The sequence below is a fragment of the Arthrobacter mangrovi genome, assembly GCF_026011795.1.
GTDB classification, from domain to species: Bacteria; Actinomycetota; Actinomycetes; order Actinomycetales; family Micrococcaceae; genus Crystallibacter; species Crystallibacter mangrovi.
Genome location: NZ_BRVS01000008.1, coordinates 76,393 through 90,552, shown reverse-complemented (window position 1 = coordinate 90,552; position 14,160 = coordinate 76,393). Strand labels below are relative to the sequence as shown.

The 14,160-nt window shown below is 67.8% G+C and carries 18 protein-coding genes; 11 read left to right on the top strand and 7 right to left on the bottom strand.

Going from position 1 to position 14,160, the window contains the following annotated elements:
• Nucleotides 1–14: 14 nt before the first annotated feature.
• From AHIS1636_RS09925 to AHIS1636_RS09900, 6 genes are all read left to right on the top strand, one after another.
• Entirely contained in the window at nt 15–1,157 is a 1,143-nt protein-coding gene (locus tag AHIS1636_RS09925; protein WP_264795664.1) for an ABC transporter permease, read from the top strand.
• A gap of 20 nt (nt 1,158–1,177) precedes the next feature.
• Complete coding sequence (locus tag AHIS1636_RS09920) at nt 1,178–2,170, top strand: D-ribose ABC transporter substrate-binding protein (RefSeq protein ID WP_264795663.1); 993 nt, start codon at nt 1,178–1,180, stop codon at nt 2,168–2,170.
• Between the two features lie 72 nt (nt 2,171–2,242).
• Nucleotides 2,243–4,024 (top strand): dihydroxyacetone kinase family protein, encoded by a 1,782-nt coding sequence (locus AHIS1636_RS09915; protein ID WP_264795662.1) that lies wholly within the window; start codon nt 2,243–2,245, stop codon nt 4,022–4,024.
• The gene (locus AHIS1636_RS09910) at nt 4,017–4,523 is read left to right on the top strand and encodes a ribose-5-phosphate isomerase (protein WP_264795661.1); all 507 of its coding nucleotides are present in this window, start codon (nt 4,017–4,019) and stop codon (nt 4,521–4,523) included. Before AHIS1636_RS09915 ends, AHIS1636_RS09910 begins: the two co-directional genes overlap by 8 nt.
• Nucleotides 4,520–5,311, top strand: coding sequence for a triose-phosphate isomerase family protein (locus AHIS1636_RS09905; protein WP_264795660.1), 792 nt, complete (start codon nt 4,520–4,522; stop codon nt 5,309–5,311). Before AHIS1636_RS09910 ends, AHIS1636_RS09905 begins: the two co-directional genes overlap by 4 nt.
• 59 nt (nt 5,312–5,370) lie before the next feature.
• Nucleotides 5,371–6,225: a DeoR/GlpR family DNA-binding transcription regulator gene (locus AHIS1636_RS09900; RefSeq protein ID WP_264795659.1), complete on the top strand. Its 855-nt coding sequence runs from the start codon at nt 5,371–5,373 to the stop codon at nt 6,223–6,225.
• 127 nt (nt 6,226–6,352) lie between these two features.
• Here AHIS1636_RS09900 and AHIS1636_RS09895 read toward each other — a convergent pair whose 3' ends face one another.
• Nucleotides 6,353–6,487, bottom strand: a complete 135-nt coding sequence (locus tag AHIS1636_RS09895; RefSeq protein ID WP_264795923.1) for a hypothetical protein — start codon at nt 6,485–6,487, stop codon at nt 6,353–6,355.
• A gap of 68 nt (nt 6,488–6,555) precedes the next feature.
• Nucleotides 6,556–6,843, bottom strand: a complete 288-nt coding sequence (locus AHIS1636_RS09890) for a hypothetical protein (protein WP_264795658.1) — start codon at nt 6,841–6,843, stop codon at nt 6,556–6,558.
• A 410-nt stretch (nt 6,844–7,253) separates the two neighbouring features.
• Here AHIS1636_RS09890 and AHIS1636_RS09885 point away from each other — a divergent pair, with 410 nt between their 5' ends.
• The 5 genes from AHIS1636_RS09885 to AHIS1636_RS09865 all read left to right on the top strand — a co-directional run bounded on the left by AHIS1636_RS09885 (nt 7,254) and on the right by AHIS1636_RS09865 (nt 10,252).
• Entirely contained in the window at nt 7,254–7,820 is a 567-nt protein-coding gene (locus AHIS1636_RS09885; protein ID WP_264795657.1) for a type 1 glutamine amidotransferase domain-containing protein, read from the top strand.
• Between the two features lie 118 nt (nt 7,821–7,938).
• Nucleotides 7,939–8,178 (top strand): DUF3188 domain-containing protein, encoded by a 240-nt coding sequence (locus tag AHIS1636_RS09880; RefSeq protein ID WP_264795656.1) that lies wholly within the window; start codon nt 7,939–7,941, stop codon nt 8,176–8,178.
• Between the two features lie 100 nt (nt 8,179–8,278).
• The gene (locus tag AHIS1636_RS09875; RefSeq protein WP_264795905.1) at nt 8,279–8,728 is read left to right on the top strand and encodes a MaoC family dehydratase N-terminal domain-containing protein; all 450 of its coding nucleotides are present in this window, start codon (nt 8,279–8,281) and stop codon (nt 8,726–8,728) included.
• Nucleotides 8,725–9,153 (top strand): MaoC family dehydratase, encoded by a 429-nt coding sequence (locus AHIS1636_RS09870; RefSeq protein ID WP_264795655.1) that lies wholly within the window; start codon nt 8,725–8,727, stop codon nt 9,151–9,153. The genes AHIS1636_RS09875 and AHIS1636_RS09870 overlap by 4 nt, the downstream gene beginning before the upstream one ends.
• A complete protein-coding gene (locus AHIS1636_RS09865) occupies nt 9,143–10,252 on the top strand; it encodes a UDP-N-acetylmuramate dehydrogenase (protein WP_264795654.1) in 1,110 nt (369 codons plus the stop codon). The genes AHIS1636_RS09870 and AHIS1636_RS09865 overlap by 11 nt, the downstream gene beginning before the upstream one ends.
• A gap of 16 nt (nt 10,253–10,268) precedes the next feature.
• Here the strand turns inward: AHIS1636_RS09865 and AHIS1636_RS09860 are convergent, their stop codons facing one another.
• The 5 genes from AHIS1636_RS09860 to AHIS1636_RS09840 all read right to left on the bottom strand — a co-directional run bounded on the left by AHIS1636_RS09860 (nt 10,269) and on the right by AHIS1636_RS09840 (nt 14,153).
• Entirely contained in the window at nt 10,269–10,694 is a 426-nt protein-coding gene (locus tag AHIS1636_RS09860) for a hypothetical protein (RefSeq protein ID WP_264795653.1), read from the bottom strand.
• Between the two features lie 255 nt (nt 10,695–10,949).
• Nucleotides 10,950–12,095 (bottom strand): aspartate-semialdehyde dehydrogenase, encoded by a 1,146-nt coding sequence (gene asd, locus AHIS1636_RS09855; protein WP_264795652.1) that lies wholly within the window; start codon nt 12,093–12,095, stop codon nt 10,950–10,952.
• A gap of 67 nt (nt 12,096–12,162) precedes the next feature.
• A complete protein-coding gene (locus AHIS1636_RS09850) occupies nt 12,163–12,705 on the bottom strand; it encodes a dihydrofolate reductase (RefSeq protein ID WP_264795651.1) in 543 nt (180 codons plus the stop codon).
• The gene (locus AHIS1636_RS09845) at nt 12,702–13,535 is read right to left on the bottom strand and encodes a thymidylate synthase (protein WP_275116373.1); all 834 of its coding nucleotides are present in this window, start codon (nt 13,533–13,535) and stop codon (nt 12,702–12,704) included. The genes AHIS1636_RS09850 and AHIS1636_RS09845 overlap by 4 nt, the downstream gene beginning before the upstream one ends.
• Nucleotides 13,536–13,622: 87 nt before the next feature.
• Entirely contained in the window at nt 13,623–14,153 is a 531-nt protein-coding gene (locus AHIS1636_RS09840; RefSeq protein WP_275116375.1) for a ferritin, read from the bottom strand.
• Nucleotides 14,154–14,160: the final 7 nt, after the last annotated feature.

The window sequence follows — 14,160 nt, the reverse complement described above, 5'->3', positions numbered from 1 at the left end:
AACGGAAACCGGACATGAGTCAAACAACGTCAGCGGACGCCCCGGCCAGGACCCGGCGGCCCTCGGGCGGCCTCGACATCCCCAAGCTACTGCTGGAGGGACGGGCGTTTATCGCCCTCATCGTCATCATCGTCATCTTCTCCTTCCTGTCGCCGAACTATTTCACCGTCAATAACCTGCTGACGATGTCGGCGCACGTCGCCGTCTACGCGATTCTGGCCATCGGCATGCTGCTGGTGATCCTCAATGGCGGCATCGACCTGTCCGTCGGGTCCACCGTGGGCCTGTCCGGGGTGATCGCCGGCTTCCTGATGCAGGGCGTCAAGCTGCCGGGCATGGAGGTCACCCTCTACCCGGCGGTGTGGGTCTGCGCCGTCTGCGCACTTGCCGTCGGCGCCTTCGTCGGCTGGGTCAACGGCATGCTGGTGGCCAAGGCCGGGGTCGCGCCGTTCGTCGCCACGCTGGGAACTCTGTACGTTGTCCGCGGCGCCGCGCTGCTGATCACGGGCGGCCTGACCTACCCGAACCTGCGCGGCGACCCTGCCTTGGGGAACACCGGGTTCGACCTGCTGGGCTTCAACCGGATCCTCGGCATCCCCACGGGCGTCATGGTGATGATCGTCATCGCCCTGCTCGGCAGCTTCCTGCTGAACCGGACCGCCTTCGGCCGCTGGCTGTACGCCTCCGGCGGCAACCAACGCGCCGCGGAACTGTCGGGCATTCCGGTCAAGAAGGTCCAGATCCGCATCTACGTTGCCTCCGGCACCTGCGCTGCGATCGCCGGCGTGATCATCGCCTCCGAACTGACCTCCGCCAACCCGACCGCCGGCAACTCCTTCGAGCTGACGGCCATCGCCGCCGTGGTCATCGGCGGCGCGGCCCTCTCCGGGGGCCGCGGCAATATCCGGGGCACACTGCTCGGTGCTTTCGTCATTGGCTTCCTCTCCGACGGCCTGGTGATCATCGGCGTCTCGGAGTACTGGCAGATGGTCTTCAAGGGCGCCGTCATCGTCATCGCCGTCATGCTCAACCGGATCGAGGTCCGCTCCAAGCGAATCAAGAACGCGGGGGCCCCATCCGCCCCGCCGCCAGGCCAGGCCGGTGCCGGCCCCGGATCCTCCGGTACCCCACCGGCCGTCAACACTGCGAAACCGTGACACTGAGGAAAGGTATGTCCATGAAACTGAAAGCGATCGCGGCACTGGCTGCGGCCCTGACCGTTGCGGCGCTGACCGGCTGCGGTAACACGGGAGGGGAAACCGGCAGCACCGGAGAGGCCACCGGCAGCGCGGGCGGCAGCAACCTCATCTTCACCATTGTGAATGATCCCGCCAATCCTTACTGGGCCACCGAAGGGAACGTGGTCAAGGAAGAGGGCGAGAAGCTCGGTTACACGGTCAACGTGACCGCCCACAAGGGCGACACCAAGGCCGAAAGCGATCTGATCGATACCGCCATCACCAACAAAGCCGCTGCCATCGTGCTGGACCCGGCGAATGCAGACGGATCCGTCGGTGCCGTGCAGAAGGCCACCGACGCCGGCATCCCGGTCTTCCTGGTCAACGCCGAGATCAACCAGCAGGGCCTGGCCAAGGCCCAGCTCGTCTCGGACAATGCCCAGGGCGCCGCGCTCGGAGCGCAGGAATTCGTCAAGGCCATGGGCGGCAAGGGAACCTACGTCGAGCTGCTCGGCGCGCCCTCGGACAACAACGCCGCCACCCGGTCCAACGGCTACGCCACGGTCCTGTCCCAGTACCCGGACCTGAAGCGGGCGGACGCCCAGGTGGCCAACTGGGACCAGAAGCAGGGCCACGACAAAATGCAGTCGATGCTGCAGGCGCATCCTGACATCCAGGGCGTGCTTGCGGGCAACGACCAGATGGCACTCGGCGCGATCGCGGCCCTGAAGGAGGCCGGCAAGCTGGAGTCCGTCAAGGTCGGCGGCTTCGACGGCTCCCCGGATGCCGTCGATGCGGTGAAGGCCGGCTCGATGGGCTACACGGTCCTGCAGCCGGTGGCGGATTTCTCCAAGAAGGTCGTGGAGGAAGTCGACAGCTACCTGAAGACGGGCAAGACCGGCGCCGACACCGAGAAACAGGCCTTCGACTGCACGCTGATCACCAAGGAGAACACCGACAAGTACACCTCCGCATTCACGCTCAGCGAATAGCGGCACCGCGGGGCGGGTCGTCCGCCGGCCCGCCCCGCTCCCTTATCACTTTGGTCCAGGAGAACCTTCCCCATGGCTTACCTGTTCAACCATCCCGAGGATTTCACCGATGAGCTGACCGAGGGATTCGTCGCCGCCTACCCGCAATGGGTCCGGCGGGTACCCGGTGGCGTGGTCCGCAGCAGCCGGCCGCCCCACGGCCATGTGGCCGTGGTTGTCGGTGGCGGTTCGGGGCACTATCCCGCCTTCGCCGGCCTGGTCGGTCCGGGGCTGGCCCACGGGGCGGCCATGGGAAACATCTTTGCTTCACCGTCCGCCCAGCAGATCTATTCTGTGGCCAAAGCCGCACACACCGGCGGCGGCGTGCTGTTTAGCTACGGCAATTACGCCGGAGACGTCCTGAACTTCACCCAGGCACAGGAGCGCCTGGAAGCCGAGGGGATCCCCGCGCGTACGGTCAGGGTGACTGACGATATTTCCAGCGCCCCGTTGGCGGAGACCGCCAAGCGGCGAGGCATCGCCGGCGACCTGACCGTGTTCAAGGTGGCCGGAGCCTGCGCCGACTCCGGCGCGGATCTCGACGAGGTGGTTCGGGTCGCCGCCCGGGCCAACGACCGCACACGCTCCTTCGGCGTAGCCTTCGCCGGGTGCACGCTGCCGGGCTCGTCCGAACCTCTTTTCACAGTGCCGCCCGGCAAGATGGCCGTAGGTTTGGGTATCCATGGCGAGCCCGGCATCAGCGAGCAGGACCTGCCCACCGCGGACGAGGCGGCGGAGCTGTTCGTCAGTACGCTGCTGGCAGACCTGCCCGAGGATGTGGCGGCGGGCGGCGATGTCCGCGGCGGCCGGGTGGGGCTGATCCTCAACGGGCTGGGCGCGGTCAAGTCGGAGGAACTGTTCGTGGTATACCGGCGCATCCGTCAGATGCTTGACGACGTTGGCCTCACCGTCGTCGAACCCGAAGTAGGGGAACTGGTCACCAGCTTCCAGATGGCCGGGGTGTCGCTGACGTTGTTCTGGCTCGACGAGGAGCTGGAGCGGTACTGGACCGCCCCGGCCAGCACACCGGCGTACCGCAAGGGTGCCGTGGATGAGGCGGAGCAGGGTGATGCCGCCGGCGAGCAGGCGGAGTCTGCCGTCGAGGAACTGCCACCGGCCACGGCTGCCTCGCGCCAGGCTGCCGAAGGCGTCCAGGCCATCCTCGAGGCAGTCAAAGCGGTGCTGGACGACAACGCCGCCGAACTGGGCCGGCTCGACTCGGTCGCCGGCGACGGGGACCACGGGATCGGGATGCAGCGCGGGGCCGCCGCGGCATCGGCGGCGGGGCGGCAAGCCTTGGCTGACGGCGCCGGCGCCGGCACGCTGCTGCGCCTGGCTGGCGACGCCTGGGCGGACAAGGCCGGCGGCACATCGGGCGCGCTGTGGGGCATGGCGCTGAACGCGGTCGGTGCGCGCGTGGGCAACGATTTGCCCCCCGACGCCGCCGCCGTGTCCGCGGGCATCGCCGACGCGGGCCGGAAGATCATGGAATTCGGCAAGGCCAGCCTCGGGGACAAGACCCTCCTCGATGTTCTGCTGCCCTTCAGCGACGCGCTCAGCGAGCAGGTCGGCTCCGGAAAGTCCCTGCGGACAGCCTGGGACCGGGCAGCCGAGGTCGCCGACCGGTCGGCCGAAGCGACAGCGCAGATGCTGCCGAAGATGGGACGCGCCCGCCCGCTGGCCGAGAAAAGCCTGGGGACCCCCGATCCGGGAGCCGTGTCCATGGCTCTGGTCGCCCGCACCATCGGGCGCCAGCTCCACGAAGGGGAGCCGGGACCGCAGGAAAGCGAACGTAAAGGAGAGACACATGGCTAAGAAGCTCCGCATCGTCGTCGGAAGCGACGACGCCGGCCTGGCCTATAAGGAGAAGATCAAGGCCGACATGGAAGCCAGCGACCGGGTGGAGTCGGTCGTGGACGTTGGCGTCGGGGACGAGGAGAATACCGCGTACCCCAGCATCGCCATTGCCGCGGCCGAATTGATCGCCAACGGTGAGGCCGACCGGGCGCTGCTGGTCTGCGGCACCGGGCTCGGAGTGGCCATCGCGGCGAACAAGGTGGCCGGAATCCGCGCCGTCACCGCCCACGACAGCTACTCGGTGGAGCGCTCGGTGCTGAGCAACAATGCCCAGGTGCTGACCTTCGGCCAGCGCGTGGTCGGGATCGAACTGGCCCGCCGGCTGGCGCAGGAATGGCTCACCTACGAGTTCGACGAATCGTCGCCCTCCGCGAAGAAGGTCCAGCTGATGACCGATTACGAAACCAAGGGCGCGGCCGTCCGGCAGGGTGCCCCGGAACCTCCGGTATCCGGATGATCCAGCCGCCGGCCCCAACGCTGCTCGGTGTCAGCCTGAAGATGTACTTCGGCCACGCGCAGACCGTCAGCTGGTGCCGGGAAGTGGCGCGGATGGCGGCAGACCATCCCGCCCTCCGTAGCGGGGAAACGACGCTGTTCATCCTGCCCAGCTTCCCCGCCCTGGTGCCCGCCGGCCAGGCCTTCGCCGGCGGGCCGGTGCAGCTGGGGGCGCAGGACCTCCACTGGGAGGACATGGGGCCGTTCACCGGGGAGGTAAGCGGAGCACAGCTGCACGAGGCCGGCTGCCGGTACGTGGAGGTCGGCCACGCCGAACGGCGCCTGCTCTTCGGCGAAGACGACCGGGCCGTGGCCGCCAAGACCGTGGCGGCCCAGCGCAACAGCCTGATCCCGGTCATCTGTGTCGGCGAGGAGCAGCGCCTGCCGGCGGAAGCGGCAGCCGAGGCCTGCACCGCCCAGCTCGCCGCAGCGGTGGCGGAGGGGAACCGGCAGGCCCCCATCGTCGTCGCCTACGAGCCGGTCTGGGCGATCGGCTCCAGGGAGCCGGCCTCGACCGGGCACATCCGCACAGTCTGCGCCCGGCTGAAGACCTGGCTCGCCGCCTCGGGCGGCTTCGCCGAATACAGGGTCATCTACGGTGGCAGCGCCGGCCCCGGCCTGCTGACCCGTCTGGGACCGGAGGTCGACGGACTGTTCCTGGGCAGGTTCGCGCACGACGTTGGCGCGTTGTCCGGCATCCTTGCGGAGGCGGCGGCGCGCGGCACCAATGATGCAGCCACTGGCAAGTAAGGTTGAAGGTCCAGTCCGCGGCGGGCGCACCGCCGGGGGGCCACAGTTCAGGAGGAAACATGAAGGCCGAGGGGGGTAACGCGACCACGCGGCTGTCCCGGCAGCTCGAACGGCAGCGGACCATTTCGGAGATGGTGATGGCCGAAGGCGCGGTGCGCATCGATGAACTGGCCGAGCGGTTCGGCACCAGCCAGATGACCGTCCACCGGGACCTGGACGAGCTCGAGGCCAGGGGCTTGCTGCGCAAATCGCGCGGCGTGGCCACCGCACTCTCATCCAGCTTGGTCGAATCCAGCGACGTCTACCGCGCCGGTCAGCAGCGGGAGGAGAAAAAGGAGATCGCCAAGGCTGCACTGGAGTTCGTCGAACCCGGCCAGGCGATCTTCGTGGACGATTCCACTACCGTGCTGGAGCTGGCGAAAATGCTTCCCTCCCGCGCCCCGCTGACGGTACTGACCAACGTCCTGACCGTCATCGATGAGCTTAAGGGTGCCCGCGGCATTACCCTGGTGGCTCTTGGCGGCACCTACTACAACTGGTGCAGTTCGTTCATGGGAGGAATGACCACCGAGGCCATACGGAACCTGCGCGCGGACCTGTTCGTCATGTCAGCCGCCGCCATCACCGACGATGTGTGCTTCCACCAGAGCCAGGCGACAGTGGATATCAAGCGGGCAATGTTCGAGGCCTCCGCCAAGCGGCTGCTCCTGGTGGACCACACCAAGTTCGAGAAGCGGGCGCTGCACGCGCTGCCGCCGCTGTCCGGTTTCGACGCTGTGGTGGTCGATTCGCGGACCAAGCGCGACGACATCGCCCGGCTGGAATCCCGGAACATTCACGTGGTGGTGGCCCGCAACCATTCGCATTCGGACGCCTCCCCCAAGCACAGCCACGTACAGGCGTCCAGGTCCTGAAGGGAGAGAAGTCCGAGGATCGGGTCCCGGCACCGCCACCAAGGGACAAGGCAGGTCAGCGGGCTGGTTCAGCCGCAGGACCTGCCTTTTGTCGTTGCCGTGGGTTTCCGTTGGCTCCGTACCGTATTTAGTGGTCCGTGCTTTCCGGGAGGCGGCGCACCATCGGCGCGCACGCGGCGCCAGCCAGCTGCTGCAGCGCGTCCATGATGGCACTGGCATGGCCGTACTGCTCACGCGGCAGCGAACCCAGCGCAACGGTCATCAGCGGTCGGGGCGCGGCTTGTCGGCGGCGGCTCCCAAGGTGCGGCCCACATTGTTTCGAGGAGGGTCCTACCGGAGCCACTCCAGGCCCGGGTGGTTTTCGTAGCCGGGATCGATGGTGCAGGTTCCCTCGGGGTCCGTGATTTCGCGGGCATCCTTCACGGAGAAGACGTAGGAGGCATCGCGTTCGTTGCTGGCCCAGCCCAATTGCCGCTCGTAGCGGCGGACGATCTGCTGCTCTGCGTAGCCCGTCCAGTCGACATTGCCCGGCGGGAACAATTCGTCGAGGCGTCCGCCCTCATGATCCAGCAGCATCGTTATGTAGGCGTGCGGCTCGTCCGTCTTCGGGTCCTCCACGACTTGCCAGTGAAAGACGGAGGCCGTAGGAAATGTCGACAGCATCTGCAACGACAGGTCTCGCATGATTTGCGCGTGTTCGCGATTGGGGTCGGGCACCGGATTCTCCTTCCAGCGGGAGCGCTGCATAACGTGGCCGGCTGAAGAAAACGGCAGTTGGGGAAATGCCGCAGGGCCGGGAGACGATCATCCCACTCGCGGCGGGCCGGGGGCAGAGGCCAATGTCAGATCGTTATGATGCGGCGAAGGCCAGTCCCGGATCGAGACCTGCCGGAGGCAGGGGACGGCCGGCCGTCCAGCCTGGCTGCGTGTGGGGCTGCAAGATGGTCAGCTTGCTTAGTTCCCGCTTCCCTCGCTAGCGTGGAACGCGGGAAGAACTCCCGAAGATTCTGCGAAGAACTGGAGGAATCATGGCTGAACAGAGCATTTCCGGAAAGAAGATCGCCTTCCTGCTGACGGACGGCGTCGAGCAGGTCGAACTCACCAGCCCGTGGCAGGCGGTCAAGGACGCCGGTGCGGAACCGGTGCTGGTCGCCCCGAAGACGGGCGAACTGCAGGGCTTCAAGGGCGTGGACAAGGCGGACAAGTTCCCCGTCGACGTGGCCGCCGATGCTGCCAACGCGGCGGACTATGATGCCCTGGTCATTCCCGGCGGCGTCGTCAACGCCGACCATTTGCGGGTCGAGAAGGCCGCCGTGGACTTCACCCGGGCCTTTTTCGAGAGCGGGAAGCCGGTGGCCTCGATCTGCCACGGTCCGTGGATCCTGATCGAGGCCGGCGTTACCGAGGGGCGGAAGCTGACCTCGTACCACACGCTCGCCACCGACCTGAAGAACGCCGGGGCGACCTGGGTGGACGAGGAAGTCGTCGTGGACCAGGGCCTCGTGACGAGCCGCAACCCGGGCGACCTTGAAGCGTTCAACGCTAAGCTCATCGAAGAAGTCGCCGAGGGCAAGCACCGCGGGCAAACCGCCTGACCAGACCCTGGACAACGACGCCGGGACCGCCTTGCGCGGGTCCCGGCGTCGTTGTCGAGGGGCGGGGGCGGCCCCGCCCGGTTGAGGGATCTGCGCCTCCAACCGATAACCTTGGAGCATGAACCCGTGGGATCTTGGCTCGCCGCTGTACCGCAAACTGGTCATCTCCGCCATGGTCCTCATCGGCGTCGGCATCCTGCTGTCCGTCGTTGCCGCTGTCGCCAGTGTGCAGCCGCTGACGTGGGCAGCGCTGGCCTTCATCATCACCGGGTTGCTGACCCACCTCGCCGGCCTGGTGGTCCGTGCCCGGGACGCCCGGGCCCGCCAGGCGGCCGCGCGGTCCGGCAGGGGCAGCTGACCCTTCCGGTACCGGCTTCCGTACAGCGTCCCCGGTGGCGCTGCACTAGGCTTGTCCAAGCTTGTTTCCGCCCGCTCAAAGGAGTTCCATGACAGAGCAGATGGGGGTCAACCCCGAGCTCACCGGCCGCGTCTATCCGGCCGGTGATGCATACAGTGTTGGCCGCGAGAAGATCCGCGAGTTCGCCCGCGCGGTCAAGGCGACGCATCCGGCCCACTACGATGTTGAGGCGGCCCGGGAGCTCGGCTACAAGGACCTGGTGGCCCCGCCGACCTTCGCCATCATCGTGGCCCAGCGCGCGGACTCCCAGCTGATCGAGGATCCCGAGGCCGGGATCGACTTCTCCCGCGTGGTTCACGCCGACCAGCGCTTCGTGCACCACCGGCCGATCGTGGCCGGAGACGAGCTCGTGGCCGAACTCCACGTGGACCAGGTCCGGTCCATGGGCGGCGGCGCGATGATCACTACGCGGGCCGAAATCAGCACCGCGGAGGGCGAGGGAATCGCCACCACGACGTCGTCCATCCTGGTGAGAGGGGAAGGCCAGTGACTGTTGCCCTGAACGAGCTGTCCGTCGGCCAGGAGATCGGCACGGCTGCCATTGACGTATCCCGAGCGGACCTGGTCCGTTACGCCGGTGCTTCCGGCGACTTCAATCCGATCCACTGGAACGGCCGCTTCGCCGAGCAGGTCGGCCTGCCGGGCGTCATTGCCCACGGCATGTTCACGATGGGTGCGGCGGTGCAGGTCGTGACGGACTGGATCGGCAATCCCGGCGCGGTCGTCGACTACCAAACCCGCTTCACCAAGCCGGTGGTCGTCGAGGACCTTGACGGTCCGGGCGCCACGATTGAGGTCACGGGCGTCATCGGCGCCGTCGACGAGGCCAACTCGACCGTCCGGGTGGACCTCACGGTCACCTCCGCCGGCCAGAAGGTGCTGGTCAAAGCGCAGGCCGTGGTCCGTGCCTGGTAGCAGCGAGGCCGCAGCAGGCGTGCAGCTGGCCCCGCTGACCACCGTCCAGGTGGGAGGTCCGGCGGCGAAATACATCGAGGCCCTGTCCGAAGAGGCCGTCATTGCCGAGGTCCGCTCGGCCGACGAGCACGGCGAGGACCTGCTGATCATCGGCGGCGGCTCCAACCTGGTGATTTCCGACGACGGGTACCCGGGAACGGTCCTGCGGATCGCGAATCCGGGCTACGCGGTCTCCGGGGACGGCGCCGCGGACGGGACCGTCCTGCTCGACGTCGAAGCGGGCCAGCAGTGGGACGAGCTCGTCGAGGCCACCGTCCGACAGGGACTGGCGGGACTGGAAGCGCTCTCGGGCATCCCCGGGCTGACCGGAGCTACGCCGGTCCAGAACGTGGGGGCGTACGGAGCCGAGGTGTCCCACACGCTCGAGAACGTCCGCGTCTGGGACCGGCAGGAGGCCCGGGTACGGACCTTCACCAACGGCGAGCTTGGCTTCGGCTACCGCGATTCTCTGCTCAAGCAGACGACCCTGAACGGCTCGCCGCGCTATGTGGTGCTGGCGGTCCGGTTCCGCCTGCGCCGCGACGCGCTGGGCGCTCCGGTGCGCTATGCCGAATTGGCCCGGGCACTGGGCGTCGAGGTGGGGGAGCAGGCGCCCGCCGCCGATGTCCGCCGCGAAGTCCTGCGGCTCCGGGCATCGAAGGGCATGGTGCTGGACCCGGCTGACCGCGACACCTTCAGCACCGGCTCCTTCTTCACCAACCCCATCGTTCCGCCGGCTGCGGCGGAACACCTGCCGTCCGACGCGCCGCGCTGGCCGGCGGGCGACCAGGTGAAGCTCAGCGCCGCCTGGCTGATCGACCGGTCCGGTTTCGGCAAGGGCTTCGGCCTGGCAGGGACCGCCAACGGGGCTATCGACGGCTTCACGGTGGCCGGCGGCCGCGCCGCGCTGTCCACCAAGCACACGCTGGCGATCACCAACCGCGGAAATGCCGAGGCCGCCGACATCCTCGCCATCGGACGGACCGTCCGCGACGGCGTTGAAAGCGCCTTCGGTATCAGGCTGCACCCGGAACCGCTGCTGATCGGCTGCTCGCTCTAACCCTCACGGGACGCCCTCACGGGCCGCGCTGGCTGGCCGCATCCTGCGCCTTGCGAAACAGGATCAGGTCCTCGCGGTGGGCCCGAAAATCCACCAGCCGCTTCGTGCAGAACCAGTGCACCAGCTTGCTGCTGATGCTGATCTGGACCTTCCGGTCGAGCCGGCGGCCCAAGAGCCACACCGGGGACAGGAAGGCCGGCAGCGCCGCGAGGAATTCGTCGGCGCCCATCAGCCGCGCGAAGGCACCGTCCGGCCGGAACTGCCGTTCCAGCGCCAGGAGCTGCAGCTGCTCCAGGTTCACGTAGTCATCGCCGCAGGCGTCCAGGTACTTCCTTAGATGCGCGTGGACGCGCTCGTTGCGTTCCACCGTGGCCGGCTCCTGCTCCGCGCTGCAGAACAAAAAGAAGACACCCAGCAACCGGTCCACGCAGGGTCTGTTCATCGGATGCCTTCCGCCGCGGCCAAGGGAACGCTTCCACGCTATCCCGGTTCGATGCTCCGGCCCGGCGTGTCGAATCGATTTGTGGAATGCCCGGCCGCCCGGCCCGGGTGTGTAGGACATGCGGGCGGCGACGGACGGTGGCCCGTCCCGCGACCGGCCGGAGTCACAGCGCTCCGAAAGGCAGGAGCCCGCTTCCCCAGGAGGGGAGCGGGCTCCGTGAAGCGTGCGGCCGCAAAACGTGGCGGCCGGCGCGGACTAGAGGTTGCCGGTGGCGATCCGCAGCATGCGGCGCAGCGGCTCGGCGGCGCCCCAAAGGAGCTGGTCGCCGATGGTGAAGGCGCTGATGTACTCCGGGCCCATTTCGAGCTTGCGGATGCGCCCCACCGGAATGTCCAGGGTGCCAGCCACCTTGACCGGAGACAGCTGCTCCACCGTGGCTTCCTTGGTGTTCGGAACCACCTTGGCCCACTCGTTGTCGGCGTCGATGATCCGTTCGATTTCCGCGACGGACAGGTCTTCGGTGAGCTTCAGCGTCAGCGCCTGGGAATGGCAGCGCATGGTGCCGATGCGCACGCACAGCCCGTCGAAGGGGATGCGCTGTCCGGAGGCGCGGCCCAGGATCTTGTTGGTCTCCGCGCCGGCCTTCCACTCTTCCTTCGACTGGCCGTTGCCGAGGTCCTTGTCGATCCACGGGATGACGGAGCCGGCCAGCGGCACGCCGAACTGCGAGGCGTCCATCGTTGGATCCTGCTGCTGGGCGAGGACCTTCCGGTCGATCTCGAGGATGGCGGACGCCGGGTCCGCCAGCTCCGCTGCGACCGCGCCGTGCAGGGTGCCGAACTGGTTCAGCAGTTCGCGCATGTGCCGGGCGCCGCCGCCGGAGGCCGCCTGGTAGGTCATCGAGGTTCCCCACTCGACCAGGCCGTTCTTGAACAGGCCGCCGAGGCCCATCAGCATCGCGGAGACGGTGCAGTTGCCGCCGACGAAGTTCTTCACGCCTCGGTCCAGGCCGGCGTCGATCACGTCGCGGTTGACCGGGTCCAGCACGATGATCGCGTCATCGGCCATGCGCAGGGTCGATGCCGCATCGATCCACAGGCCGTCCCAGCCCGCGTCGCGCAGTTTGGGGTAGACCTCGGAGGTGTAGTCGCCGCCCTGGGCGGTCACGATTATCGGCAGCTTGGCCAGCGTCTCGATGTCGTAGGCATCCTGCAGGGTGCCGGCACCCTCGGCGAACGCGGGGGCCTGGCCGCCGGCGTTCGAGGTGGAGAAGAAAACAGGATTGATCAGGTCGAAATCGCCCTCGTCCTGCATGCGCTGCATGAGGACGGAGCCGACCATGCCGCGCCAGCCGATGAGGCCGACGGACCGGGCAGGGGCAGAAGCTGCTGCTGAAGTCATGCCATCCATTCTAGGTCAGTGGCCCTGAGCAGCGGCAAAAACGTGACCCCGGTCTCGCCGGAGAAGGTCAGGCCGGTGTCTGCGTCCAGCGCTCGATCCGGTAGCGCGTACCGTTGGACGAGGTCAGCCACCCTTCGGCCGGATCACGGGCCTCGGGCGTCCAGCTGCCGCCCAGCTGCGGGGCGTAGGTGTCACCGTCCGTCTCCACGTCGATGACGGTAACGACGGCGGTGGTGGCCAGGGCAGTGGCGTCGCGGAAGATTTCCCCGCCGCCGATGATCCAGATTTCCCCGCTGCCGGGGCTCGCTGCCGCGGCAGCCATGGCCTCGTCGAGGGACCCGGCGGCGACGGCACCGGCGGCCTCGACCTCGCGGCGCAGCTCAGGGCGGCGGCTGATCACGATGTTCGTCCGGCCGGGCAGCGGCCGGTACTTCTCCGGGAAGGATTCCCAGGTCTTGCGGCCCATGACCACCGGATGGCCGCTGGTCGTGCGCTTGAAATGGGCCAGGTCCTCGGGCAGGTGCCATGGCAGGTCTCCGTCGCGCCCGATGACGCCGTTGGAACTCTCCGCCCAGAGCAGGCCGACTACCCTGCGGTCCGCGGCGCTCATACGGACACCGCCGCTTTGATGGTCGGGTGGTGCCGGTAGTTGGCCACTTCGAAGTCCTCGTATTCGTAGTCGAAGATGCTCGCGGGCTTGCGCAGGATGTTCAGCTGCGGATACGGGTACGGTTCCCGGCTGAGCTGCTCGTTGACCTGGGCCAGGTGGTCGTCGTAGATATGGACGTCCCCGCCGGTCCAGATGAACTCGCCCGGCTCGAGGCCGACCTGCTGCGCGACCATCAGGGTCAGCAGGGCGTAGGAGGCGATGTTGAACGGCACGCCCAGGAACATGTCCGCGCTGCGCTGGTAGAGCTGGCAGGACAGCCTGCCGTCCGCCACGTAGAACTGGAAGAAGGCATGGCACGGCGGCAGCGCCATGTTCTTGATCTCGGCCACGTTCCAGGCCGAGACGAGGTGCCGGCGCGAGTCCGGATTCGCCTTCAGCCCTTCGACGAGCTCGGCGATCTGGTCGATGTGGCCCCCGTCCGGCGTGGGCCACGAGCGCCACTGTACGCCGTAGACGGGACCCAGCTCGCCGTCGTCGTCCGCCCATTCATTCCAGATGCGCACGCCGCGCTCCTGCAGCCACCGCGCATTGGAATCCCCGCGCAGGAACCAGAGCAGCTCCAGCGCCACGGACTTGAAGTGCACGCGCTTGGTGGTGACCAGCGGGAAGCCCTCGGCCAGGTCGTAGCGGATCTGGCGGCCGAAGACGCTCCGGGTGCCGGTGCCGGTGCGGTCCGCCTTCTGCGTCCCGTTGGCGAGGACGTCGCGCAGCAGGTCCTCATAGGGAGTGGGAATCGGCCGGGCCGCTGGGGAAGGGGGCGTAGACGTCACGCCCTCCAGTCTAGCCGGGCAGCGCCGGGCCACCGACCTAGGTATGGCGGTGTGCTAAGCGCGCCGCTGGGGCGGACCCGGGGGCGGCTAGAGGGAGCCGCCGGCGGCTTCGGGGGCGCCGTAGTCGCGTCCGTCGTCGCCCACGGACTCCCGGGCCATGAAGTTCTCGATGTCGAAGAGGTTGTCCGCCCGTTCGGCGATGGTTAGCAGCGTGGACATGGAGGCGACTTCCTCGACCTGCTCCTTGAGGAACCAGAGCATGAACTGCTCGCCCAGTGCGTCCGTCTCGGCCCGGGCCGCGGCGAAGAGGGCCTCGATCTGCCGGGTGACGGTCTTCTCCTGTTCGAGCGCCAGCCGGATCGGATCCACGACGTCGGCGAAGTCGTTGCGCACCGCGGGTACGCCGGGGATGCTGATCTTCAGGTCCCGGTCCAGCATGTACTGCACGAGCATCATGGCGTGGTTGCGCTCTTCTATGGACTGCCGGTAGAAGTGCCTGGCCAGCTGGGGCAGGTCCTCGTTGTCGAACCAGACGGCAATGGCGACGTACTGCTGGGACGCGGCGAACTCATGCCCGATCTGCTCCGCGAGAAGCTCGTTGAATGTGCTCATATCCAGCAGCCTA

Coding starts and splice junctions, on each gene's coding strand:
- AHIS1636_RS09925 (WP_264795664.1), top strand. CDS start 15: ATGAGTCAAACAACGTCAGCGGACGCCCCGGCCAGGACCCGGCGGCCC.
- AHIS1636_RS09920 (WP_264795663.1), top strand. CDS start 1,178: ATGAAACTGAAAGCGATCGCGGCACTGGCTGCGGCCCTGACCGTTGCG.
- AHIS1636_RS09915 (WP_264795662.1), top strand. CDS start 2,243: ATGGCTTACCTGTTCAACCATCCCGAGGATTTCACCGATGAGCTGACC.
- AHIS1636_RS09910 (WP_264795661.1), top strand. CDS start 4,017: ATGGCTAAGAAGCTCCGCATCGTCGTCGGAAGCGACGACGCCGGCCTG.
- AHIS1636_RS09905 (WP_264795660.1), top strand. CDS start 4,520: ATGATCCAGCCGCCGGCCCCAACGCTGCTCGGTGTCAGCCTGAAGATG.
- AHIS1636_RS09900 (WP_264795659.1), top strand. CDS start 5,371: ATGAAGGCCGAGGGGGGTAACGCGACCACGCGGCTGTCCCGGCAGCTC.
- AHIS1636_RS09895 (WP_264795923.1), bottom strand. CDS start 6,487: ATGACCGTTGCGCTGGGTTCGCTGCCGCGTGAGCAGTACGGCCATGCC.
- AHIS1636_RS09885 (WP_264795657.1), top strand. CDS start 7,254: ATGGCTGAACAGAGCATTTCCGGAAAGAAGATCGCCTTCCTGCTGACG.
- AHIS1636_RS09880 (WP_264795656.1), top strand. CDS start 7,939: ATGAACCCGTGGGATCTTGGCTCGCCGCTGTACCGCAAACTGGTCATC.
- AHIS1636_RS09875 (WP_264795905.1), top strand. CDS start 8,279: ATGGGGGTCAACCCCGAGCTCACCGGCCGCGTCTATCCGGCCGGTGAT.
- AHIS1636_RS09860 (WP_264795653.1), bottom strand. CDS start 10,694: ATGAACAGACCCTGCGTGGACCGGTTGCTGGGTGTCTTCTTTTTGTTC.
- asd (WP_264795652.1), bottom strand. CDS start 12,095: ATGACTTCAGCAGCAGCTTCTGCCCCTGCCCGGTCCGTCGGCCTCATC.
- AHIS1636_RS09850 (WP_264795651.1), bottom strand. CDS start 12,705: ATGAGCGCCGCGGACCGCAGGGTAGTCGGCCTGCTCTGGGCGGAGAGT.